At 33.0% G+C, this 16,912-nt stretch carries 19 protein-coding genes, 1 tRNA gene and 1 other RNA gene; 15 read left to right on the top strand and 6 right to left on the bottom strand.

Translation table 11 applies throughout. The features are described 5' to 3' along the window. Positions 1-4 precede the first annotated feature (4 nt). Positions 5-1,234, top strand: coding sequence for a bifunctional folylpolyglutamate synthase/dihydrofolate synthase (locus BS621_RS06800; RefSeq protein ID WP_077142270.1), 1,230 nt, complete (start codon positions 5-7; stop codon positions 1,232-1,234). Here the strand turns inward: BS621_RS06800 and BS621_RS06795 are convergent. Together BS621_RS06795 and BS621_RS06790 are read right to left on the bottom strand one after the other, a co-directional pair. Further along, positions 1,231-2,586: an FAD-binding oxidoreductase gene (locus BS621_RS06795; RefSeq protein WP_077142269.1), complete on the bottom strand. Its 1,356-nt coding sequence runs from the start codon at positions 2,584-2,586 to the stop codon at positions 1,231-1,233. The genes BS621_RS06800 and BS621_RS06795 overlap by 4 nt on opposite strands. Positions 2,587-2,622: 36 nt before the next feature. Beyond that, complete coding sequence (locus BS621_RS06790) at positions 2,623-3,858, bottom strand: amidohydrolase family protein (protein WP_077142268.1); 1,236 nt, start codon at positions 3,856-3,858, stop codon at positions 2,623-2,625. Positions 3,859-3,986: 128 nt separating this feature from the next. Between BS621_RS06790 and BS621_RS06785 the strand changes: the two genes are divergently transcribed. The 6 genes from BS621_RS06785 to ftsZ all read left to right on the top strand — a co-directional run bounded on the left by BS621_RS06785 (position 3,987) and on the right by ftsZ (position 9,043). Next, positions 3,987-4,059: transfer RNA gene (locus tag BS621_RS06785), tRNA-His, on the top strand. 72 nt (positions 4,060-4,131) lie between these two features. Next, entirely contained in the window at positions 4,132-5,526 is a 1,395-nt protein-coding gene (gene miaB / locus BS621_RS06780; RefSeq protein WP_077142267.1) for a tRNA (N6-isopentenyl adenosine(37)-C2)-methylthiotransferase MiaB, read from the top strand. Between the two features lie 12 nt (positions 5,527-5,538). Continuing rightward, positions 5,539-6,606 (top strand): D-alanine--D-alanine ligase family protein, encoded by a 1,068-nt coding sequence (locus tag BS621_RS06775; protein WP_077142266.1) that lies wholly within the window; start codon positions 5,539-5,541, stop codon positions 6,604-6,606. A gap of 10 nt (positions 6,607-6,616) precedes the next feature. Beyond that, positions 6,617-7,027 (top strand): hypothetical protein, encoded by a 411-nt coding sequence (locus BS621_RS06770; protein ID WP_025933886.1) that lies wholly within the window; start codon positions 6,617-6,619, stop codon positions 7,025-7,027. After that, a complete protein-coding gene (locus BS621_RS06765; RefSeq protein ID WP_077142265.1) occupies positions 7,024-7,749 on the top strand; it encodes a cell division protein FtsQ/DivIB in 726 nt (241 codons plus the stop codon). The genes BS621_RS06770 and BS621_RS06765 overlap by 4 nt, the downstream gene beginning before the upstream one ends. Before the next feature lie 178 nt (positions 7,750-7,927). Beyond that, positions 7,928-9,043, top strand: coding sequence for a cell division protein FtsZ (ftsZ, locus tag BS621_RS06760; protein ID WP_077142264.1), 1,116 nt, complete (start codon positions 7,928-7,930; stop codon positions 9,041-9,043). Between the two features lie 12 nt (positions 9,044-9,055). Here the strand turns inward: ftsZ and ffs are convergent. After that, an RNA gene (gene ffs, locus BS621_RS06755) (signal recognition particle sRNA small type) lies at positions 9,056-9,152 on the bottom strand. Between the two features lie 47 nt (positions 9,153-9,199). Here ffs and panB point away from each other — a divergent pair. Then, positions 9,200-9,973: a 3-methyl-2-oxobutanoate hydroxymethyltransferase gene (panB, locus tag BS621_RS06750; protein ID WP_077142263.1), complete on the top strand. Its 774-nt coding sequence runs from the start codon at positions 9,200-9,202 to the stop codon at positions 9,971-9,973. Here panB and hemW read toward each other — a convergent pair. Continuing rightward, complete coding sequence (gene hemW / locus BS621_RS06745) at positions 9,966-11,189, bottom strand: radical SAM family heme chaperone HemW (RefSeq protein WP_077142262.1); 1,224 nt, start codon at positions 11,187-11,189, stop codon at positions 9,966-9,968. The two genes, panB and hemW, sit on opposite strands and share 8 nt — an antisense overlap. A 96-nt stretch (positions 11,190-11,285) precedes the next feature. Here hemW and BS621_RS06740 point away from each other — a divergent pair, with 96 nt between their 5' ends. The 7 genes from BS621_RS06740 (at position 11,286) to BS621_RS06710 (ending at position 16,351) form a co-directional block, all read left to right on the top strand. Next, complete coding sequence (locus BS621_RS06740; protein ID WP_025937510.1) at positions 11,286-12,395, top strand: PIN/TRAM domain-containing protein; 1,110 nt, start codon at positions 11,286-11,288, stop codon at positions 12,393-12,395. 40 nt (positions 12,396-12,435) lie between these two features. Further along, positions 12,436-13,098: an ATP-dependent Clp protease proteolytic subunit gene (locus BS621_RS06735; protein ID WP_011376956.1), complete on the top strand. Its 663-nt coding sequence runs from the start codon at positions 12,436-12,438 to the stop codon at positions 13,096-13,098. A gap of 24 nt (positions 13,099-13,122) precedes the next feature. Next, complete coding sequence (locus tag BS621_RS06730; RefSeq protein WP_025937511.1) at positions 13,123-13,734, top strand: ATP-dependent Clp protease proteolytic subunit; 612 nt, start codon at positions 13,123-13,125, stop codon at positions 13,732-13,734. 109 nt (positions 13,735-13,843) lie between these two features. Continuing rightward, positions 13,844-14,833 carry a ketol-acid reductoisomerase gene (gene ilvC, locus BS621_RS06725; RefSeq protein WP_077142261.1) on the top strand — a complete coding sequence of 330 codons (990 nt, stop codon included), beginning with the start codon at positions 13,844-13,846 and terminating at the stop codon, positions 14,831-14,833. Then, positions 14,821-15,846, top strand: coding sequence for an adenosylcobinamide-phosphate synthase CbiB (gene cbiB / locus BS621_RS06720; RefSeq protein ID WP_077142260.1), 1,026 nt, complete (start codon positions 14,821-14,823; stop codon positions 15,844-15,846). Before ilvC ends, cbiB begins: the two co-directional genes overlap by 13 nt. A 44-nt stretch (positions 15,847-15,890) precedes the next feature. Next, a complete protein-coding gene (locus BS621_RS06715) occupies positions 15,891-16,136 on the top strand; it encodes a chlorophyll a/b-binding protein (RefSeq protein WP_025900793.1) in 246 nt (81 codons plus the stop codon). Positions 16,137-16,138: 2 nt separating this feature from the next. After that, positions 16,139-16,351 carry a hypothetical protein gene (locus tag BS621_RS06710; protein WP_077142259.1) on the top strand — a complete coding sequence of 71 codons (213 nt, stop codon included), beginning with the start codon at positions 16,139-16,141 and terminating at the stop codon, positions 16,349-16,351. On the opposite strand, the gene BS621_RS06705 is transcribed toward BS621_RS06710, so the two are convergent. Both BS621_RS06705 and BS621_RS06700 read right to left on the bottom strand, forming a co-directional pair. Then, entirely contained in the window at positions 16,346-16,603 is a 258-nt protein-coding gene (locus BS621_RS06705; protein WP_077142258.1) for a hypothetical protein, read from the bottom strand. The two genes, BS621_RS06710 and BS621_RS06705, sit on opposite strands and share 6 nt — an antisense overlap. A 58-nt stretch (positions 16,604-16,661) precedes the next feature. After that, positions 16,662-16,904: a hypothetical protein gene (locus BS621_RS06700; protein ID WP_077142257.1), complete on the bottom strand. Its 243-nt coding sequence runs from the start codon at positions 16,902-16,904 to the stop codon at positions 16,662-16,664. Positions 16,905-16,912: the final 8 nt, after the last annotated feature.

Raw genomic sequence — 16,912 nt, 5'->3', positions numbered from 1 at the left:
AATTTTGAAAAATGCAAATTTAAAAACTTTTGAATTATCTCCTAAATATGAAAGGGATAATATCAAGTTAGGTTTATCAAGAATTGAAAAAGCACTTCAAGAACTTGGTAATCCTTGCAAGAATATCCCTGCCATACAGATTATTGGAACCAATGGGAAAGGATCAATCGCGGCATATTTAGAAAGTATACTTTTTGAAGCTAAAAGGAATTTCGGTGTAACGACATCTCCTCATCTTTTGGATGTATGCGAGAGAATTAGAGTTAATAAAAAAAATATCAAAAAAACTGATTTTGAAAAAATCTATAGATTAATAGAAAAAAATTTTTCAACATTTGAATTAACTCCTTTTGAAAAAATCATTTGCTGCGCACTAAATTTTTTTGACCATAAAAAAGTTGAATTACTCATTCTTGAAGCTGGCTTAGGGGGACGATTGGACGCGACAACAGCCCATAGATCTAGACCAATCATTGCTATTGGGAATATTGGCTTAGACCATAAAGAATTTCTTGGAGATACGATTGAAAAAATTGCCGAAGAAAAATTAGCAGTTATTGAAAAAAACTCGATTGTCATCTCATGCAATCAAAATAGTCAAGTTGAAAATTTAATAACCAAAAAAGTTAAAGAGGTAGGAGCAAAAATTATTTGGAAAGATTCAATTTCAAACAGCTATAAGCTTGGATTAGAAGGAATTTTTCAAAAGCAAAATGCTTCGGTAGCTGTTGGAGCAATTGAAGCGCTGAATAATTATGGATTTAACATAAAAGAAAAACACATATCTGAAGGTCTTAAAAAGACATCTTGGAAGGGAAGACTAGAAATAATAAATTTTTTGAACAAAGAAATTCTTGTGGATTGTGCGCATAATTATCCTGCTGCAAAAGCACTCTCTCATGAGCGAAGCAATTGGGAGAATGAAGATAAAGGAATTTATTGGGTTTTAGGTGTCCAAAGACAAAAAGATTTTTACGCAATATTAAAAACGCTTCTAAAGAAAAATGATCACTTATTACTTGTGCCAGTTCCAAACCAACCTAGTTGGCAATTAAAAGATCTTTCTCAGATTAAAGAAATTGACCTTCAAAAAATAATTGAATTTGAAACATTTGAACTTGCCATTGATTATTTATTTTCCCTAGAAAAATGGCCACCTAATCATCCTGTCCTAACGGGTTCTATTTTTTTAGTTGCTGAATTTATTAAATTTATAAATAAACAGAAATGTTAAATAATAAATTGTTCCTTTACTTCCCAACCTTCCAATTTCCCAGGATTTAGTAGCCCCTTAGGATCAAATTTTAATTTCGCTTTTACTTGATCTGCGTCAACCACTCCTAGGCCTCCACCTTCGACAGTTAAAACATGGGGATTAAAAATAAACGCCCCAAGTTTCTTACAATCTTCCATTATTTCATTTAATTCATCTATCCCATTCCACCTTAATACTGGTAAAGCGGCTAATCGCGGTGATCCTTGTTGAGAAACTGCCTCTAAATGCCAAAGAACTTTTCTGCCCCATTTTTTCCTCAGAAAATTAATCAACTCTAGTTCACTATGAAGTGGCAAAAGCATCTGTAAATAAGTCCAATTTTTATCTTTAGACCTCATATGAAGAGTTGTATGATTCCATACGACTTCAGAAATTCCATTAACGAGTTTTTCTTCTTCCCCAAGGAGGGTAAATTCAACTTTGAATTTTTTGCAAATCAACTCGATCGTTTTTGTTCCTCCAAAAGTAGATTGAATTAATATTTTGTGACTTCTAGCATTACTTTTAAACCATTTTGGCATTTGATCTACAATTTCTTCTTCAAGAATTGCTCCTAGTTTTAGATCAATTGCTGCGCTGGTGAGAGTTTTTAATATTTCTATTGTTTTTTCAAATTCAATGCAGTCGATAACAATTGAATACCACTTACGTTTGATATCAGTAGCAAGTAGTAAAGAAGTAATTATTCCATTAGTCCCATAAGCATGATTAAGAGGTTCGGATTCTGCAGCATCAAATTTTAATAATTCAGGTTTTTCATTCATCGTTACTGCCTCTAAGCCAATAAGATTTCCTGGATCTCTTAAAAATCCCCACCTAATTGAACCAATACCTCCTGATCCACCTGCAATAAAACCTCCTATAGTTGCAGTTTTCCAAGTACTAGGAAGCAACCTCAATTCCCTCCCATATTTCTCTAATTGTTTGTTCAAATCTCCCATAACACAGCCAGACTGTACTTTTACAAAACCTGTATCTGGATCAAATTCTTCCAACTTATTAAAGTGATTCATCTGCATTACAACTCCTTTAAACAATGGGACAGCTTGTCCATAATTACCTGTACCTGAACCCCTTAAAGTAAGTGGGATAGAAAATTCCCAACAAATTTCTGCTACTTCCTTTACTGCTTTATGATCACTAGGTCTTACCACCAAATCAGCAATACATTCGTCTAATTTTTCAGTAAGGATTGGAGAGTAGTTATAAAAATCTTTTGAAAGCCTTTTTATGTCAGATTTGCTTTCAATAATCTCTAAGTTGTTAACTTCCCTAAATTTGTCTATAAATTTAAGAGTATTTGATGTCATTAATTCAATTCTTATTGTTTTATATAAATTAGCCGATTAGCAATATAAATCGCCTTTTATAAAAACTTTTCTCTTTAAGGAACTCGAAAAAACATCTGCCCATCTTTGTGCATCTAAAATCACAAAATCAGCAGGGCAGCCCTTTTTAATTAAACCATCCCATTTTAAGTTTAATAATCTGCTTGGAGCTAAAAAAATAGAAGACAGAGTCATTCTCTCCCAGGGATTTAGTTGAAGCATAGGTATCGAGCAAGACAACATATAAAGAGGATCAAAATTACCAAATGGGTACCAAGGGTCTTGAACATTATCACTACCCAGAGATACATCCACATGTGATTTTTGTAGTTGCTTTATTGGCGCAACTGGTCTTTTTAATGAAGTAGTTTTATTACTTCGATTGAGCAGCCAAAAATTTGTTAGGGGTAAAGCAATAACCTTAATATTTTTCTCAGCCATTTTTTCTCCTAAATTTAAAATCTCTCTATGACTTAGAGAAATAAGACTACTTAAATGACTACATGTGATCGGAATACTATTAATTTTTAAATTTTCGATTGTTTCTAACAAAACTTTTATTCCTGCTCCAGGCTCAATAATTGACTCATCTATATGCAAATCAATTTCTAATTTATATTTACTCGCAAGAAGAAGCATCTTGGCGAGAAATTTGCTTGTATTTTTTTTGTTGAATGGGGGTACAATAACACCTCCTAAAATGCCTCCATTAGAGGAAAATATTTTTGCCAACTCTTCTCCATTAGAGGTATCCCAATATTCCAATGGAGCTAAAGCAACGAATTGTAAAGTCAACTCAGATGAAAATTTTTTTTGTAATTTAAAAAGTTCAATCCAAATATCAATAGATTGACTTTTGTATGTATCAATATGACTTCTAATAGCTCGGTAGCCATTTTGTATGGCAAGTTTTATTGATTTCTCAACTCTTTCGAGGACCTTATCTGTAGTTCTAGTTTTATGTTCTTCAAGATTTACTGATAATGCTCCTCCATAGTTTGATTCCAGATTAGGAAAGTCTGCCCATGTAAATGATTTATCAAAATGCGAATGAGTTTCAACAAATCTTGGGAATAAAATATTTTTTGGTTTTGTAACTTTATTTTCTAGAGGTTTTAACTCAGAGACAAATCCATCCTCCCAACTAATGGAAACTGAACATAAATCCTCTACATCGATAATGAGATTATCTATATCTTCTATTAAACAAAGGCTTCTGGGAATAAGAACCTCAGCTGTGCCGGAATTACCCAAATTTTTAAATTTTCTTTTATTTTAAATCATAAGAAAACTTTACTGAATTAGAAAAAATTAAAATTTCGCTAAAAGATAAAAATAACTATGAAAAATTACCCTCGAGTTGTTAAATTTATATATGTGAGGCGGGCGTCGCCAAGTGGTTAAGGCAGCGGCTTGTGGCGCCGCTATTCGGGGGTTCGAATCCCCTCGCTCGCCCTCAAAAATATTGCAGTAAAATTATTTAACTTGTAATTTTGAATTAAAAAATCATAAAAAATTCCTAGCAAAGTGCTAACAAAAACAAAATCAGACGAAAAAAAATCTCAAAAGAATTCAACTACTGGCAGTTATTGGATAACCACATTTGGATGCCAAATGAACAAGGCTGATTCTGAGAGAATGGCTGGAACACTAGAGAAGATGGGATATACCAGAGCAGATAATGAATTAAATGCCGATTTAGTCTTGTACAATACTTGCACAATCAGAGATAATGCTGAGCAAAAAGTTTATAGTTTTCTAGGAAGACAAGCAAAAAGAAAGCACAAAACACCAAACTTAAAACTTGTTGTTGCAGGTTGCCTTGCGCAGCAAGAAGGAGAGTCCTTATTAAGAAGAGTCCCAGAACTTGATCTGGTTATGGGACCCCAACACGTAAATAATCTTGAAAATCTCCTGGGGAAAGTTGATTTAGGAAATCAAGTTGCTGCCACAGAAGAAACCTTCATTTCTGAAGATATAACAAGTGCCAGAAGAGAAAGCTCTATTTGTGGCTGGGTGAATATCATTTATGGATGTAATGAAAGATGTTCATATTGTGTAGTTCCTTCTGTAAGAGGAAAAGAGCAATCAAGATATCCAAATGCGATAAAAAATGAGATCCAAAAATTAGCTGATGATAATTTTAAAGAAATTACTCTTTTGGGTCAGAACATTGATGCTTATGGTAGAGACCTTCCAGGAACTACAAAAGAGGGGAGAAAGGAGAATACACTAACTGATCTTTTATATTATATTCATGATGTTAAAGAAATTCGCAGAATAAGATTTGCTACTAGTCATCCAAGATATTTTTCAAAAAGGTTGATTCAAGCTTGTTATGAACTTGATAAAGTCTGTGAACATTTCCATATTCCCTTCCAAAGTGGAAATGATGAAATCTTAAAACAAATGTCAAGGGGATATTCAATTAAAAAGTATAAAAATATTATCGAGAATATAAGGTCATTAATGCCAGATGCATCAATCACTGCTGACGCAATAGTTGCTTTCCCAGGAGAAACCGAACAACAATATCAAGATACATTAAAGCTAATATCAGAAATTGGCTTTGATCAAGTGAATACAGCAGCATACTCTCCAAGACCAAATACGCCTGCAGCAGTTTGGTCGAATCAACTTTCGGAGGAGGTAAAAAAAGCTAGATTGCAGGAAATCAATGATTTGGTCGAGAAAACTGCAAGAAGTAGAAATCAAAGATATATCAATAATATCGAAAGCGTTTTAATTGAGGGTTTAAATCCAAAAAATTCCTCGCAAATTATGGGTAGAACCAGAACAAATAGATTAACTTTTGTAGAGATTCCCAAAAACATTAACTTTAATTTTTCATTGGGAGATGAGATAGATGTCAAAATAAATGAAGCTAGACCTTTTTCTTTAACAGGCGAACTTTATTTTTGATTTTTTTTCTAAATGATCGGGGGTAAGAAAAAATGTATTGGCTTAATATTTGGCGGTAATTCCAATGAACATGAAGTATCCATATCATCTGCGAAAACAGTTTATGAAGCATTTAATTCAGAAATAAACAAAGAACGCTTTACAATTAAAGCCTTTTACATAAACAAATATGGAGATTGGCTTGAAAGTGATAGTTCAGAAAAAATCCTAATTGGTGAAATTGAAAACAATAAAACAATAAAACAAGAAATTTTTAATCAAGAAAAAATTAATTTCCTTGAAGGAATTGAATTTCAAAATGTTGATGTTTGGTTTCCCCTTTTACATGGATTTAATGGTGAAGACGGATCAATTCATGGCTTACTTAGATTTACAAAGAAACCTTTAGTCGGATGTGGAATTATTGGCTCTGCACTTGGAATGGATAAAATATTGATGAAAACAATTTTCTCAAATCTTAAACTTCCACAAGTTAATTATCTAGTTTTTCAAAACGAAGATCTCAACGATAAGGAAGTAAAAAATAAAATAATTAATAAAATTTTAAAAAAATTAAATTTTCCTGTTTTTGTTAAACCTTCGAACTCTGGTTCATCTCTTGGCATCTCTAAAGTCATTAATGAATCAGAAATATTACAAGCATTAGAAAAGGCTCATGGAATAGATCCAAGAATTTTAATAGAAGAGGGTTTAGAGGTCAGGGAGATTGAATGCGGAATAATTGGGCGTTCAGAACTATTAATCTCTGAGATAGGCGAGGTAAATTACGAAAGTGATTGGTATGATTACGATTCAAAATATAATTCAAATAATAAAATAATTATCCCAGCCGAAATAGATTCTAAAATCACTAGAGAAATTAAAGACATTGCTATTAAAAGTTGTAGAGCACTAAATATTTTCGGTTTTGCAAGAGTAGATTTCTTTTTAGAAAAATCTTCAAATAAAATTTTTCTAAATGAAATAAATACAATTCCTGGTTTTACAAAAAACAGTATGTTTCCAATGCTTTGGGAAGCTTCAGGTTTAAAAATTGAACAACTTGTGGCTAAACTGGTAGATATATCTTTAGATTTGTAATTTAAATCAAATGTTGCATGGACTACTTTGGTTACCATTACTTTTAATCTTCATTTTATTAACTGCACTTGGATGGTTAGAAAGAAGAAGGCAAAATCTTTTTAGAAGTTGGGCGAGTGATTCTGAACTGTGCAAGTTAGATAGTTCAGGTGCAGCTTCCTTAAAAGATGGGGAGTTAAAGTGGAGCGCATTTGAGGCTGGTAAATTTGAAGAAAAAGATTGTTTTACAATCAAGAAACTGGAATTAGTTGAATTAATGGCACTAACCTCAGGAGAAGCTCCTCTGACAAGTGAATCTCAAGGTAAGTGCAGGTTGAGATTAGTCGGAGATGGGAAAGAGATGGATGTGCCATTTTCAGATGCTGAGCAAGCGAGAGAATGGATGGACCAACTGATGGAAAAAGCTCGATGTGATTTGTGAAAAACCAAAAAGGAATCAAAAATAGAAGCTTTTTTTTTCTAATTCCATTTTTATATTTAACAAGCTTATTAAGCATAAAAACTCTCAAAAAAGTCGAACTTCAGGACATTAGGATTTCTGGTAGTGAATTATTTTCGCAGGATGATGTGGAAAAAAATTCATCTTTAAATTTTCCGATCCGATTAATTTTTGTTGAAACTAATTTGTTAGAAAAAGAGTTAAAACAAAATTTATCTCTCAAGAATGTTTCGGTAAACAGAGAATTATTTCCCTTTGGTTTGAAAGTTCATATTAATTCAAGAATTCCAATAGCTTACGGTGAGAGAATATTAAACGACGAAAAAATATTAGGCTTCATTGACAAAGATGGAATTTTTATCAATAAACAAAATCTGAATAAAAAAAATTTGAATAAATTAACCATAAAAGTTTTTGGATGGAAAGAAAAATTTCAAAAAATATTATCCGAAATTTTTATCGCTATAGAAAATAATGAATTAGAGATAGTTAAAATCACTTTTTCATCTGATGGTTACCTAACAGTTGAGGAAAAAGATTTAAAAACAATATTCTTAGGATTTAATCCAAATTTAATCAATTATCAATTACAAAAAATCAATAATCTTAAAAATGAACTTAAGAAAAATAGCTTTTCAAAAAAAATACAGCATATAGATCTTACTAATCCTGACAAACCAAAAATAAAAGTGTTCAAACCCTAATATTTGAAAAAGGATTTTGAGTAATTTTTTTTAATTATTGTAGTGTTGATATGGGTTTTGCATTCAAACAAAATATTTAATGAATAAATATTTTTTGGATTTTCCTCAACAAATTCCTACAGATGAGCTCAGTAAGTTCATAATGCACCCAATATTAGTATTAGATTCCCATTAAGAGATGAGCTTCGGTAACAATCCAAACTTTGATCAATCGAGAGAAATCCTTCCAAGCCAAAACGCCAAAATAGAAGTTATTGGTGTAGGTGGTGGTGGCAGTAATGCAGTCAATAGAATGATAAATAGTGATTTAGAAGGTGTTTCATTTAGAGTCCTCAATACCGATGCACAAGCCCTACTACAATCTTCTGCAGAGAGCAGGGTTCAACTTGGACAAAACCTCACTAGAGGTTTAGGTGCAGGTGGGAATCCAAGTATTGGGCAAAAAGCAGCCGAAGAATCCAAAGAAGAGCTTCAACAAGCTTTAGAAGGATCTGATCTGGTATTTATAGCCGCTGGAATGGGTGGAGGAACTGGTACTGGGGCAGCTCCCGTTGTTGCAGAAGTAGCCAAACAAAGTGGGGCTCTAACAGTAGGTATAGTAACCAAACCATTTTCTTTTGAAGGTAAAAGAAGAATGCGTCAAGCAGATGAGGGGATCGCAAGACTAGCTGAAAACGTTGATACTCTTATAGTAATTCCAAATGACAGATTAAAAGACGTTATAGCAGGTGCTCCCCTTCAAGAAGCATTTAGAAATGCTGATGATGTTCTAAGGATGGGAGTCAAAGGCATTAGTGACATAATTACTTGCCCTGGATTAGTTAATGTTGATTTTGCAGATGTAAGATCAGTTATGACGGAAGCTGGCACTGCTCTCCTCGGAATAGGTATAGGTTCAGGTAGATCGAGAGCTATAGAGGCAGCACAGGCAGCAATGAATAGTCCTTTATTAGAGGCTGCCAGAATTGATGGAGCTAAAGGCTGTGTTATAAATATTACTGGTGGCAAAGACATGACTCTAGAAGACATGACCTCTGCATCTGAAATTATTTATGATGTTGTTGATCAAGAAGCAAATATTATTGTTGGTGCAGTAGTCGATGAGGCAATGGAAGGGGAAATACAAGTTACTGTAATTGCTACAGGATTTGAAACAACCCAACCATTAAACCAGCAAAGAATAAAAAACAGATTATCTAATCAACCCTTATATAATTATTCAGAAAATAAAGAATCAGGAGCCAGTATTCCTGAGTTTTTGAGATTAAGGCAAAATAAAAAAGATATAGGTTAAAAGGTAAAATAGAGTGACTCGGTTATCTCGCCTGCCTCAAGCATCCCTTGTGGCTGCTACCTTCCGGTCCTGACCAGGTTTAGGCGTTAAAACCGCGAAAGGCCGAGTCAAAATCATACTAGCAATTCTTGATTAAAAAAGATACATAAATTTATTATGTTACCTTCAGACCTAGTTAATTATAAAAAAAAATCTCGCAAAATTATTGCACTAACTGCTTGGGACTCCATATCAGGGTCTATTGCAGAACAAGCAAATGTTGATCTCGTACTAGTAGGAGATTCATTAGCAATGGTCTGCTTAGGATACAAATCGACATTGCCAATAACTTTAGAAAACATAATTTATCATACTAATGCTGTTTCAAGAGGATTTAAGAAAAAAATTGAGGAACAACCTCTAGTCGTTTCAGATATGCCTTTTCTGACCTACCAATGTGGTGAGGATAAGGCTGTTGAGTATGCAGGGAAAATCATTCAAAGTACTTATGCAAAAGCTGTAAAAGTGGAAGGAGCTGAACCAGAAATACAAAAAGTTATCTCTAGATTAATAAGAATGGGAATCCCTGTTATGGGTCATATAGGTCTTACACCACAAAGCTATCTAAATATTGGATTAAGAAAACAAGGAGAAAGCTTAGCAAGCCAAGAAAAAATTAAGAAAGAAGCTTCAATTCTTGAAGAATTAGGATGTTTTTCAATAGTTCTTGAACATATTCCTGATTCGCTTGCTAAAGAAATACAAAATTCTTTAACAATTCCTACAATAGGTATTGGCGCAGGTATTTATTGCGATGGGCAAGTAAGAGTTACTGCAGATTTGTTAGGCCTCAATGATGATCAACCACCATTTTGCCAACCAATTATCCAAGGAAAGAAAATATTTAATGATAAATTAAAAGAATGGGTAAACTCTGAAAGATTTAGTTAATCTCATCCCACCACTTAAACATAGAAACAAGAACTTGATTGCTTAGTTCCATGCCATTAGGCTCGCTTAAAAAGAATCTATTCCCCTTTCTTACTAATAGACCACTTTCAAGAAATTTTTCCCATTCATCAAGCAATTTACTAAAGTTGCTATCAAATTTTTTGTTTTCCCAGTTTTGTTCTTTTAATACTGCTTTGATATCGACACCCTCTTTAAGTCTTAATCCCAACATTATTTTCTCATCAAGTTCTTGATAAACAAACTCCTTATTAGTTAGGGATGGATCTAAATTAAATTCGTCTTGTCTAGATACCCATTCTTTATATTCTTTACTAACTCTTGGTCTAGTAAACTTTTCCCCCCAAGGAGAACTAGTGGAACCTTGACCAAAACTCCACCAGCCTAAACCACTCCAATAAACTCTATTATGTCTTGATTGATGTCGCGGAAGGCAGTAGTTCGAGATTTCATATCTTGAATACCCGGAGTTTTTTAAAATTAAATCGGTAGATTCACTATTTCTAAAAGCTGCTTCATCACTTGGGAGTTTTAATTTGCCTAAATTAACTAATTTTTTAAAAACAGTGCCATTTTCGATATTTAAATCGTAAATAGATAGATGCGGTGGTGAAAATGTTATTGCTTTTTTTAAGTCATCTTGCCATTCTTTAAATCCACTAAGGGGCAAGTTCTGAATTAAGTCTAAACTCCAGCTTTTTATTAACCCAGAATCATATTCTCTCTTCAACCACAAACAAGATTTTTCTGCATCTTCTTTTAAATGCCGCCTTCCCGACTTTTGAAGTATTTGATTATTAAAACTTTGGACTCCGAGACTAAATCTATTTATCCCAGCATTTATAAATCCAAAAAGATCATCTTGAGTAAAACTTGCTGGATCAACCTCCATAGTGATTTCAGCACCATAATCAATTCCATAATTTTCTTTAAAAAGATCAATTAATTCTTTGATTTGGGCAGGGTCTAAAATTGATGGTGTCCCACCTCCTACATAAATTGTCGATAAAGGTGATTTATGCTCAATTGACAATATTTCTTTATATAAAAATTGCAAATACTCTTGAACAGTTTTGCTTCCATAACCTTTTAAAGTTTCAACTTTGTTTCCTAATGGAATAACAGCAAAATCGCAATAAAAACACCTTCTGTGGCAAAAAGGAATGTGCACATAAGCACTTCTTGGAAACTTATTCATAATCTAACTTCATTTTTAAGCTCCAAAAAAGTATTAAGGATCGAAAAAAATAAAATCCTTATTTACTCAATTAATAAATCCTAGTAGATTATAGATATGACAGATATCTTAGTATTAATTTTATTTGTATTGTCTGGGGCAGCTTCAGGATGGCTTGGTGTTGATTTATTGCCAGTAGACATACTCAAACAGGTATCTAATGTAGAAGGTTTTAGAATTGTTTTAGCAATAATTGGTTTTTTTGTAGGATTAGCAGCTGGTTTTGTATTTCTTCAACTTAGAAAGACGTTTCTTGATCAAATAAGAACAATGCCAACTGACTTACTTATAAGTAGGTCCGTTGGATTAATTTTAGGATTACTTGTTGCGAATCTCCTACTTGCTCCAATACTATTAATTCCCTTCCCTAGAGAGGTTTTTTTTGCAAAACCTTTAGCGGCCGTATTAAGCAACATTTTCTTTGGTGTCCTTGGTTATAAGTTGGCAGATACACATGGAAGGACATTATTGAGATTATTTAATCCAAATAATACGGATGCATATCTAATAAATGAAGGAATCCTCCCTGCTGCAAGTCCAAAAATTCTAGATACTAGCGTAATTATTGATGGAAGAATCAATGGCCTATTAAGTTGTGGATTATTGGAAGGTCAATTAATTGTTGCTCAAAGTGTAATTGATGAATTACAAACTTTAGCTGACTCAAGTAGTAATGAAAAAAGGTCGAAAGGCAGAAGAGGTCTCAAGTTATTAAAAGAATTAAGAGATTTATATGGGAGAAGACTTGTAATAAACCCAACAAAGTATGAAGGTAATGGAGTAGATGAAAAACTCTTGAAAATTACTGAGGATATGACAGGAACTTTAATTACGGCTGATTACAATCTTTCCCAAATTGCTGAAGTTAAAGAATTAAAAGTTATGAATTTGAGTGATTTAGTTATTGCTTTAAGGCCAGAAGTACAACCAGGAGAATCACTTAACATAAAAATAGTGAGAGAAGGCAAAGAAAAAATGCAAGGTATTGGATATTTAGATGACGGCACAATGGTAGTTATTGATGAAGCAAAGAATTTTGTGGGAAGCAGATTAGATATTGTTATCACAGGAGCATTACAAACTCCAACCGGAAGAATGGTCTTTGGAAAACTAATAAATAATCCTGAGTCAAACAAATCTTTTAAATCACCAGCGACACAGGGCTAAATCTAGCTAGAATCAGTTCAATCTTAATTTTGTGATACACATGACTGTATCTGCTCCTTATTACGGCGAAAACACCGTTATGAGGACCCCGCCACCTGATCTACCCTCTCTTTTGCTGAAAGAGCGAATTGTTTATCTTGGTTTACCATTATTTTCAGATGATGATGCGAAAAGACAACTAGGAATGGATGTTACTGAGCTAATCATTGCTCAACTTCTCTATCTAGAGTTTGAGGACCCAGAAAAACCAATCTATTTCTATATCAATTCAACTGGGACAAGTTGGTACACCGGTGACGCAGTTGGTTTTGAAACAGAAGCTTTCGCTATCTGCGACACAATAAGCTACATTAAACCTCCCGTACACACAATATGTATCGGACAAGCAATGGGTACTGCTGCAGTTATCCTTTCATCTGGCACTAAGGGGCAAAGAGCCGCTCTTCCACATGCTTCTATTGTATTGCATCAACCTATCAGCGGAGCAAGAGGCCAAGCAACCGATATCCAAATAAGAGCTGAGGAAGTTTTGAAAAATAAAAAATCAATGCTGGAGATTTTATCTCGTAATACTGGTAAGACTATCGAAGAGCTCTCAAAAGACTCTGACAGGATGAGTTATCTCAACCCCCAAGAAGCACTAGATTATGGAGTTATCGATAGAATACTCACAAGTCAAAAAGATCTCCCAAATAAAATTTAACACTCACAAAACTATTTTAAAATCATGCCAATAGGAACTCCAAGCGTGCCTTACAGACTTCCAGGAAGTCAATACGAAAGATGGGTTGACATTTATACAAGACTAGGTGTTGAAAGAATACTTTTTCTTGGTCAAGAAGTAAATGATGGTATTGCTAACAGCCTTGTGGCACAAATGCTTTACTTAGATTCTGATGATAATTCCAAACCTATCTATCTGTATATAAATAGCCCAGGAGGATCAGTAACTGCTGGCTTGGCTATATATGACACTATTAAATACGTAAAAAGTGATGTAGTAACCATATGCGTAGGCCTCGCAGCCTCCATGGGAGCGTTCCTATTGGCTGCTGGTACAAAAGGTAAAAGAGTTGCTTTGCCCCACAGCAGAATAATGATTCATCAACCCTTAGGAGGGACATCTCAACGCCAAGCAAGTGACATTGAAATAGAAGCTAAGGAAATTTTAAGAATTAAGGATATGTTAAACATGTCTATGGCAGATATGACAGGCCAATCATTTGAGAAAATTGAAAAGGATACTGACAGAGATTATTTTCTTAGTGCGGAAGAAGCAAAAAATTATGGATTAATCGATAGAGTTATTACACATCCAAGCGAAGCAAATCATTCTTAAACTCTCTAAATAAATATTTTAATTTTAATTTTTAAATTAATAATTTTTTGGTTTATTGCCACCTTAATGTCTAAAATAATAACTATCAAAAGCAAAGAAGCTACAACTAATGACCCAACTCTTTTACGACACAGATGCAGATCTAAGTCTTTTAAAAAATAAAACAATAGCCATTATTGGATATGGATCACAAGGTCATGCACATGCCCTAAACCTTAAAGACAGCGGTATGGATGTAATTGTTGGACTATATAAGGGAAGTAAGTCTGAAAGCAAAGCTATTAGCGATGGTCTACAAGTATTTAGCGTTTCTGAAGCTTGCGAAAAAGCAGACTGGATTATGATTCTACTCCCCGATGAGTTTCAGAAAGATGTTTACCTTAAAGAAATAGAACCAAACTTAAAAAAAGGAAAGATACTAAGTTTTGCCCATGGCTTCAATATAAGATTTGGACTTATTAAACCTCCTAGTTTTGTTGATGTTGTAATGATTGCCCCAAAAGGACCTGGACATACTGTTCGTTGGGAATATCAGAACGGTCAAGGAGTTCCAGCACTGTTTGCAGTTGAGCAGGATTCCTCCGGAAGTGCAAGATCATTAGCAATGGCTTACGCTAAAGGGATTGGAGGAACGAGAGCTGGGATTCTTGAAACAAACTTTAAAGAAGAAACAGAAACTGATTTATTTGGCGAACAAGCGGTTTTGTGCGGAGGATTATCAGAACTGGTCAAGTCAGGTTTCGAAACTCTTGTAGAGGCAGGGTATCAACCCGAACTTGCTTACTTCGAATGCTTACATGAAGTTAAACTTATTGTTGATTTAATGGTGAAAGGAGGCTTATCTCAAATGAGAGATTCCATTTCAAATACTGCAGAATATGGAGATTATGTAAGTGGTAAAAGACTTATCAATAGTGATACAAAAAAAGAAATGCAGAAAATTCTCAAAGATATTCAAGATGGAACTTTCGCTAAGAATTTTGTGGAAGAATGCGATAAAAACAAACCCTTAATGACAAAATTAAGAGAAGAGAACTCAAAACATGAAATTGAGAAAGTAGGTAAAGGTTTGCGCTCGATGTTCAGTTGGCTGAAATAAATTTATTTTTAATATTACTTGGATCGATTGGTTTTGATTTATTGATCGGCGATCCAAGATTCTTAATCCACCCTGTTCAAATAATTGGCTTTTACATAAAAAAAATATCTGATTACTTCATAAGTAATTTTGGGAAAAATAAAAATATATTGTTTTGGGGAGGTTTAATAGTAGCTATATCCACCATAGTAATGAGTTTTGGTTTAGGTAAGTTGATAGAACTCAGTTATGTGCAATCAAAAAATAATTTTTTTGGTGGATTGCTAATTTTTTTTGGACTTTCAAGTTGTATTGCGACTAAGGGACTTATTTCAAGTGTGAAAGAGATTGCAGAGCTAATAGAACGGGAAAAAATTAATGACCAAAATAAGAGAATAATCAAAGAGAAGGTACAAAGGATAGTAAGCAGGGATGTAAGTTCATCTTCTTTAGAACATCTTTTGAGATCAAGTACAGAGAGTCTTACCGAAAATTCTGTTGATGGAATATTTGGTCCATTATTTTGGATTTTTATTGGAATGTTTTTGATGAAATTTTCAATTTTTCTGCCAGGGCCTTTATCACTTGGTTTTTCTTATAAAGCCATAAGTACCTTAGATTCAATGATAGGTTACAAATATGATTATTTTAGATATTTAGGTTTTTTCAGTGCAAAAATCGAAGATATTTTTACGTTTATTCCTTCAAGATTAGTTTTAATTACATTACCTTTAGTTAGCCTCAAAATTAATGAGTATGGATCAATTATAAAAAAAAGCTATCTTGATGGTAAAAAATATGATTCGCCTAATGCTGGGATTTCAGAAGCTATATTTGCTTATATTTCTGGAATAAAATTGGGTGGAAAAAGTAAATATAAAAATGAGATTATTAAAAAGCCAAAGATCAATGCGGATGGAGATAATTGCACTGGAGAGAAAATTAAATTAATTTGTCAATTAATTTTGAGATTACAATTTTTATGGATAATAATTTTTGTCTTAATTTTTTTTATAATTTCAAATTTAATTTAATAATAAACTAGTTTTAAAATTACTAGAATAAATAAAAAAAATCTATGCAAGAAAACGGCTCTCCTATAGAAAATCAAAATGATGATTTTACTGATACATCATCAACCGATAATGAATACTCAAAATGGGTAGACAATCAGGGAGATGAAGTAAAGAATGTTTTTGGATTTAATAGCAGTGCTGAACTTGTAAATGGTAGAGCAGCAATGATTGGATTCTTAATGCTTATATTAACCGAGTTAGTTTTTAGCGGCAGACCTGTTACTTCTTCAATTTTTGGTATTAATTAAAAATGGAAGCAAAAAAATCTAATCCAATAAAAGTATTCTTATACATATCTGTTTGGGTAATTATTTGGGGTACTCTAGGATCTTTAGTCGATTTTCCTTTATATAAAAATAAAATCTACTTAGAAGGAAGCATATATCAATATCTTACTTTCACAATTACAGCTCTTATCTCTATTATATCTGCAAAGTTTTTTTATAAGAAAATTGATTTATAAAAACTTGTACCTAAATTTCTTAATAATTTTTGCTGGTTCTTTACTTTCATTGGACTCGTAAAGTATCCACTGATGAGTCTCAGTATCATGGTCACAACCATAATTTCTAGATGGGTTATCGTAACTTGAAAGATATGAATGACAATTTTGGTCTGCCTCAAAAGCGGAGTCATAACCTGTTAGAAAATATATCAAAAATAGAACAGTTATCAACAAAAAAAATACTTGAGAAACTAAATTAACTACCTTCATAAGATATTCTAAAATTTAAATATATCATCTAATAAAATCTTTCGATCTAAAAATATAGCTAACGTCCAACATTAAATACAAAGTCATGGAATTCTTGATTATTTAAATACAGGATTACTAGAAACACTAAAATGATATTTAAGCCTATTACTATTGATCCAAAAATATTTATTTGTTTTTTGCCTGGCAAGGTGTAAGTAAATTTCTTGCCTTTAAGAAAACCAGCTAAGCCTTTTTTTTCTTTAATTTGAGTATTTTGAGTATTATTCTTAACTTCATTTTCAGAAAAACCTTTTACCATTACAAATT

Origin of the sequence: Prochlorococcus sp. RS04, assembly GCF_001989455.1 — a bacterium.
In the GTDB taxonomy this organism is placed as follows: domain Bacteria; phylum Cyanobacteriota; class Cyanobacteriia; order PCC-6307; family Cyanobiaceae; genus Prochlorococcus_A.
Note: the sequence above shows the minus strand (reverse complement) of the source record. Positions and strands in the feature narration are given on the sequence as shown.

Bases quoted from the DNA above. Each gene is read 5' to 3' on its own strand.
- BS621_RS06715 (WP_025900793.1), top strand. From the start codon at position 15,891: ATGCAAGAAAACGGCTCTCCTATAGAAAATCAAAATGATGATTTTACT.
- BS621_RS06705 (WP_077142258.1), bottom strand. From the start codon at position 16,603: ATGAAGGTAGTTAATTTAGTTTCTCAAGTATTTTTTTTGTTGATAACT.
- hemW (WP_077142262.1), bottom strand. From the start codon at position 11,189: ATGAATAAGTTTCCAAGAAGTGCTTATGTGCACATTCCTTTTTGCCAC.
- BS621_RS06735 (WP_011376956.1), top strand. From the start codon at position 12,436: ATGACTGTATCTGCTCCTTATTACGGCGAAAACACCGTTATGAGGACC.
- panB (WP_077142263.1), top strand. From the start codon at position 9,200: ATGTTACCTTCAGACCTAGTTAATTATAAAAAAAAATCTCGCAAAATT.
- BS621_RS06795 (WP_077142269.1), bottom strand. From the start codon at position 2,586: ATGACATCAAATACTCTTAAATTTATAGACAAATTTAGGGAAGTTAAC.
- BS621_RS06740 (WP_025937510.1), top strand. From the start codon at position 11,286: ATGACAGATATCTTAGTATTAATTTTATTTGTATTGTCTGGGGCAGCT.
- ftsZ (WP_077142264.1), top strand. From the start codon at position 7,928: ATGAGCTTCGGTAACAATCCAAACTTTGATCAATCGAGAGAAATCCTT.
- BS621_RS06700 (WP_077142257.1), bottom strand. From the start codon at position 16,904: ATGGTAAAAGGTTTTTCTGAAAATGAAGTTAAGAATAATACTCAAAAT.
- BS621_RS06775 (WP_077142266.1), top strand. From the start codon at position 5,539: ATGATCGGGGGTAAGAAAAAATGTATTGGCTTAATATTTGGCGGTAAT.
- BS621_RS06730 (WP_025937511.1), top strand. From the start codon at position 13,123: ATGCCAATAGGAACTCCAAGCGTGCCTTACAGACTTCCAGGAAGTCAA.
- BS621_RS06710 (WP_077142259.1), top strand. From the start codon at position 16,139: ATGGAAGCAAAAAAATCTAATCCAATAAAAGTATTCTTATACATATCT.
- BS621_RS06770 (WP_025933886.1), top strand. From the start codon at position 6,617: ATGTTGCATGGACTACTTTGGTTACCATTACTTTTAATCTTCATTTTA.
- ilvC (WP_077142261.1), top strand. From the start codon at position 13,844: ATGACCCAACTCTTTTACGACACAGATGCAGATCTAAGTCTTTTAAAA.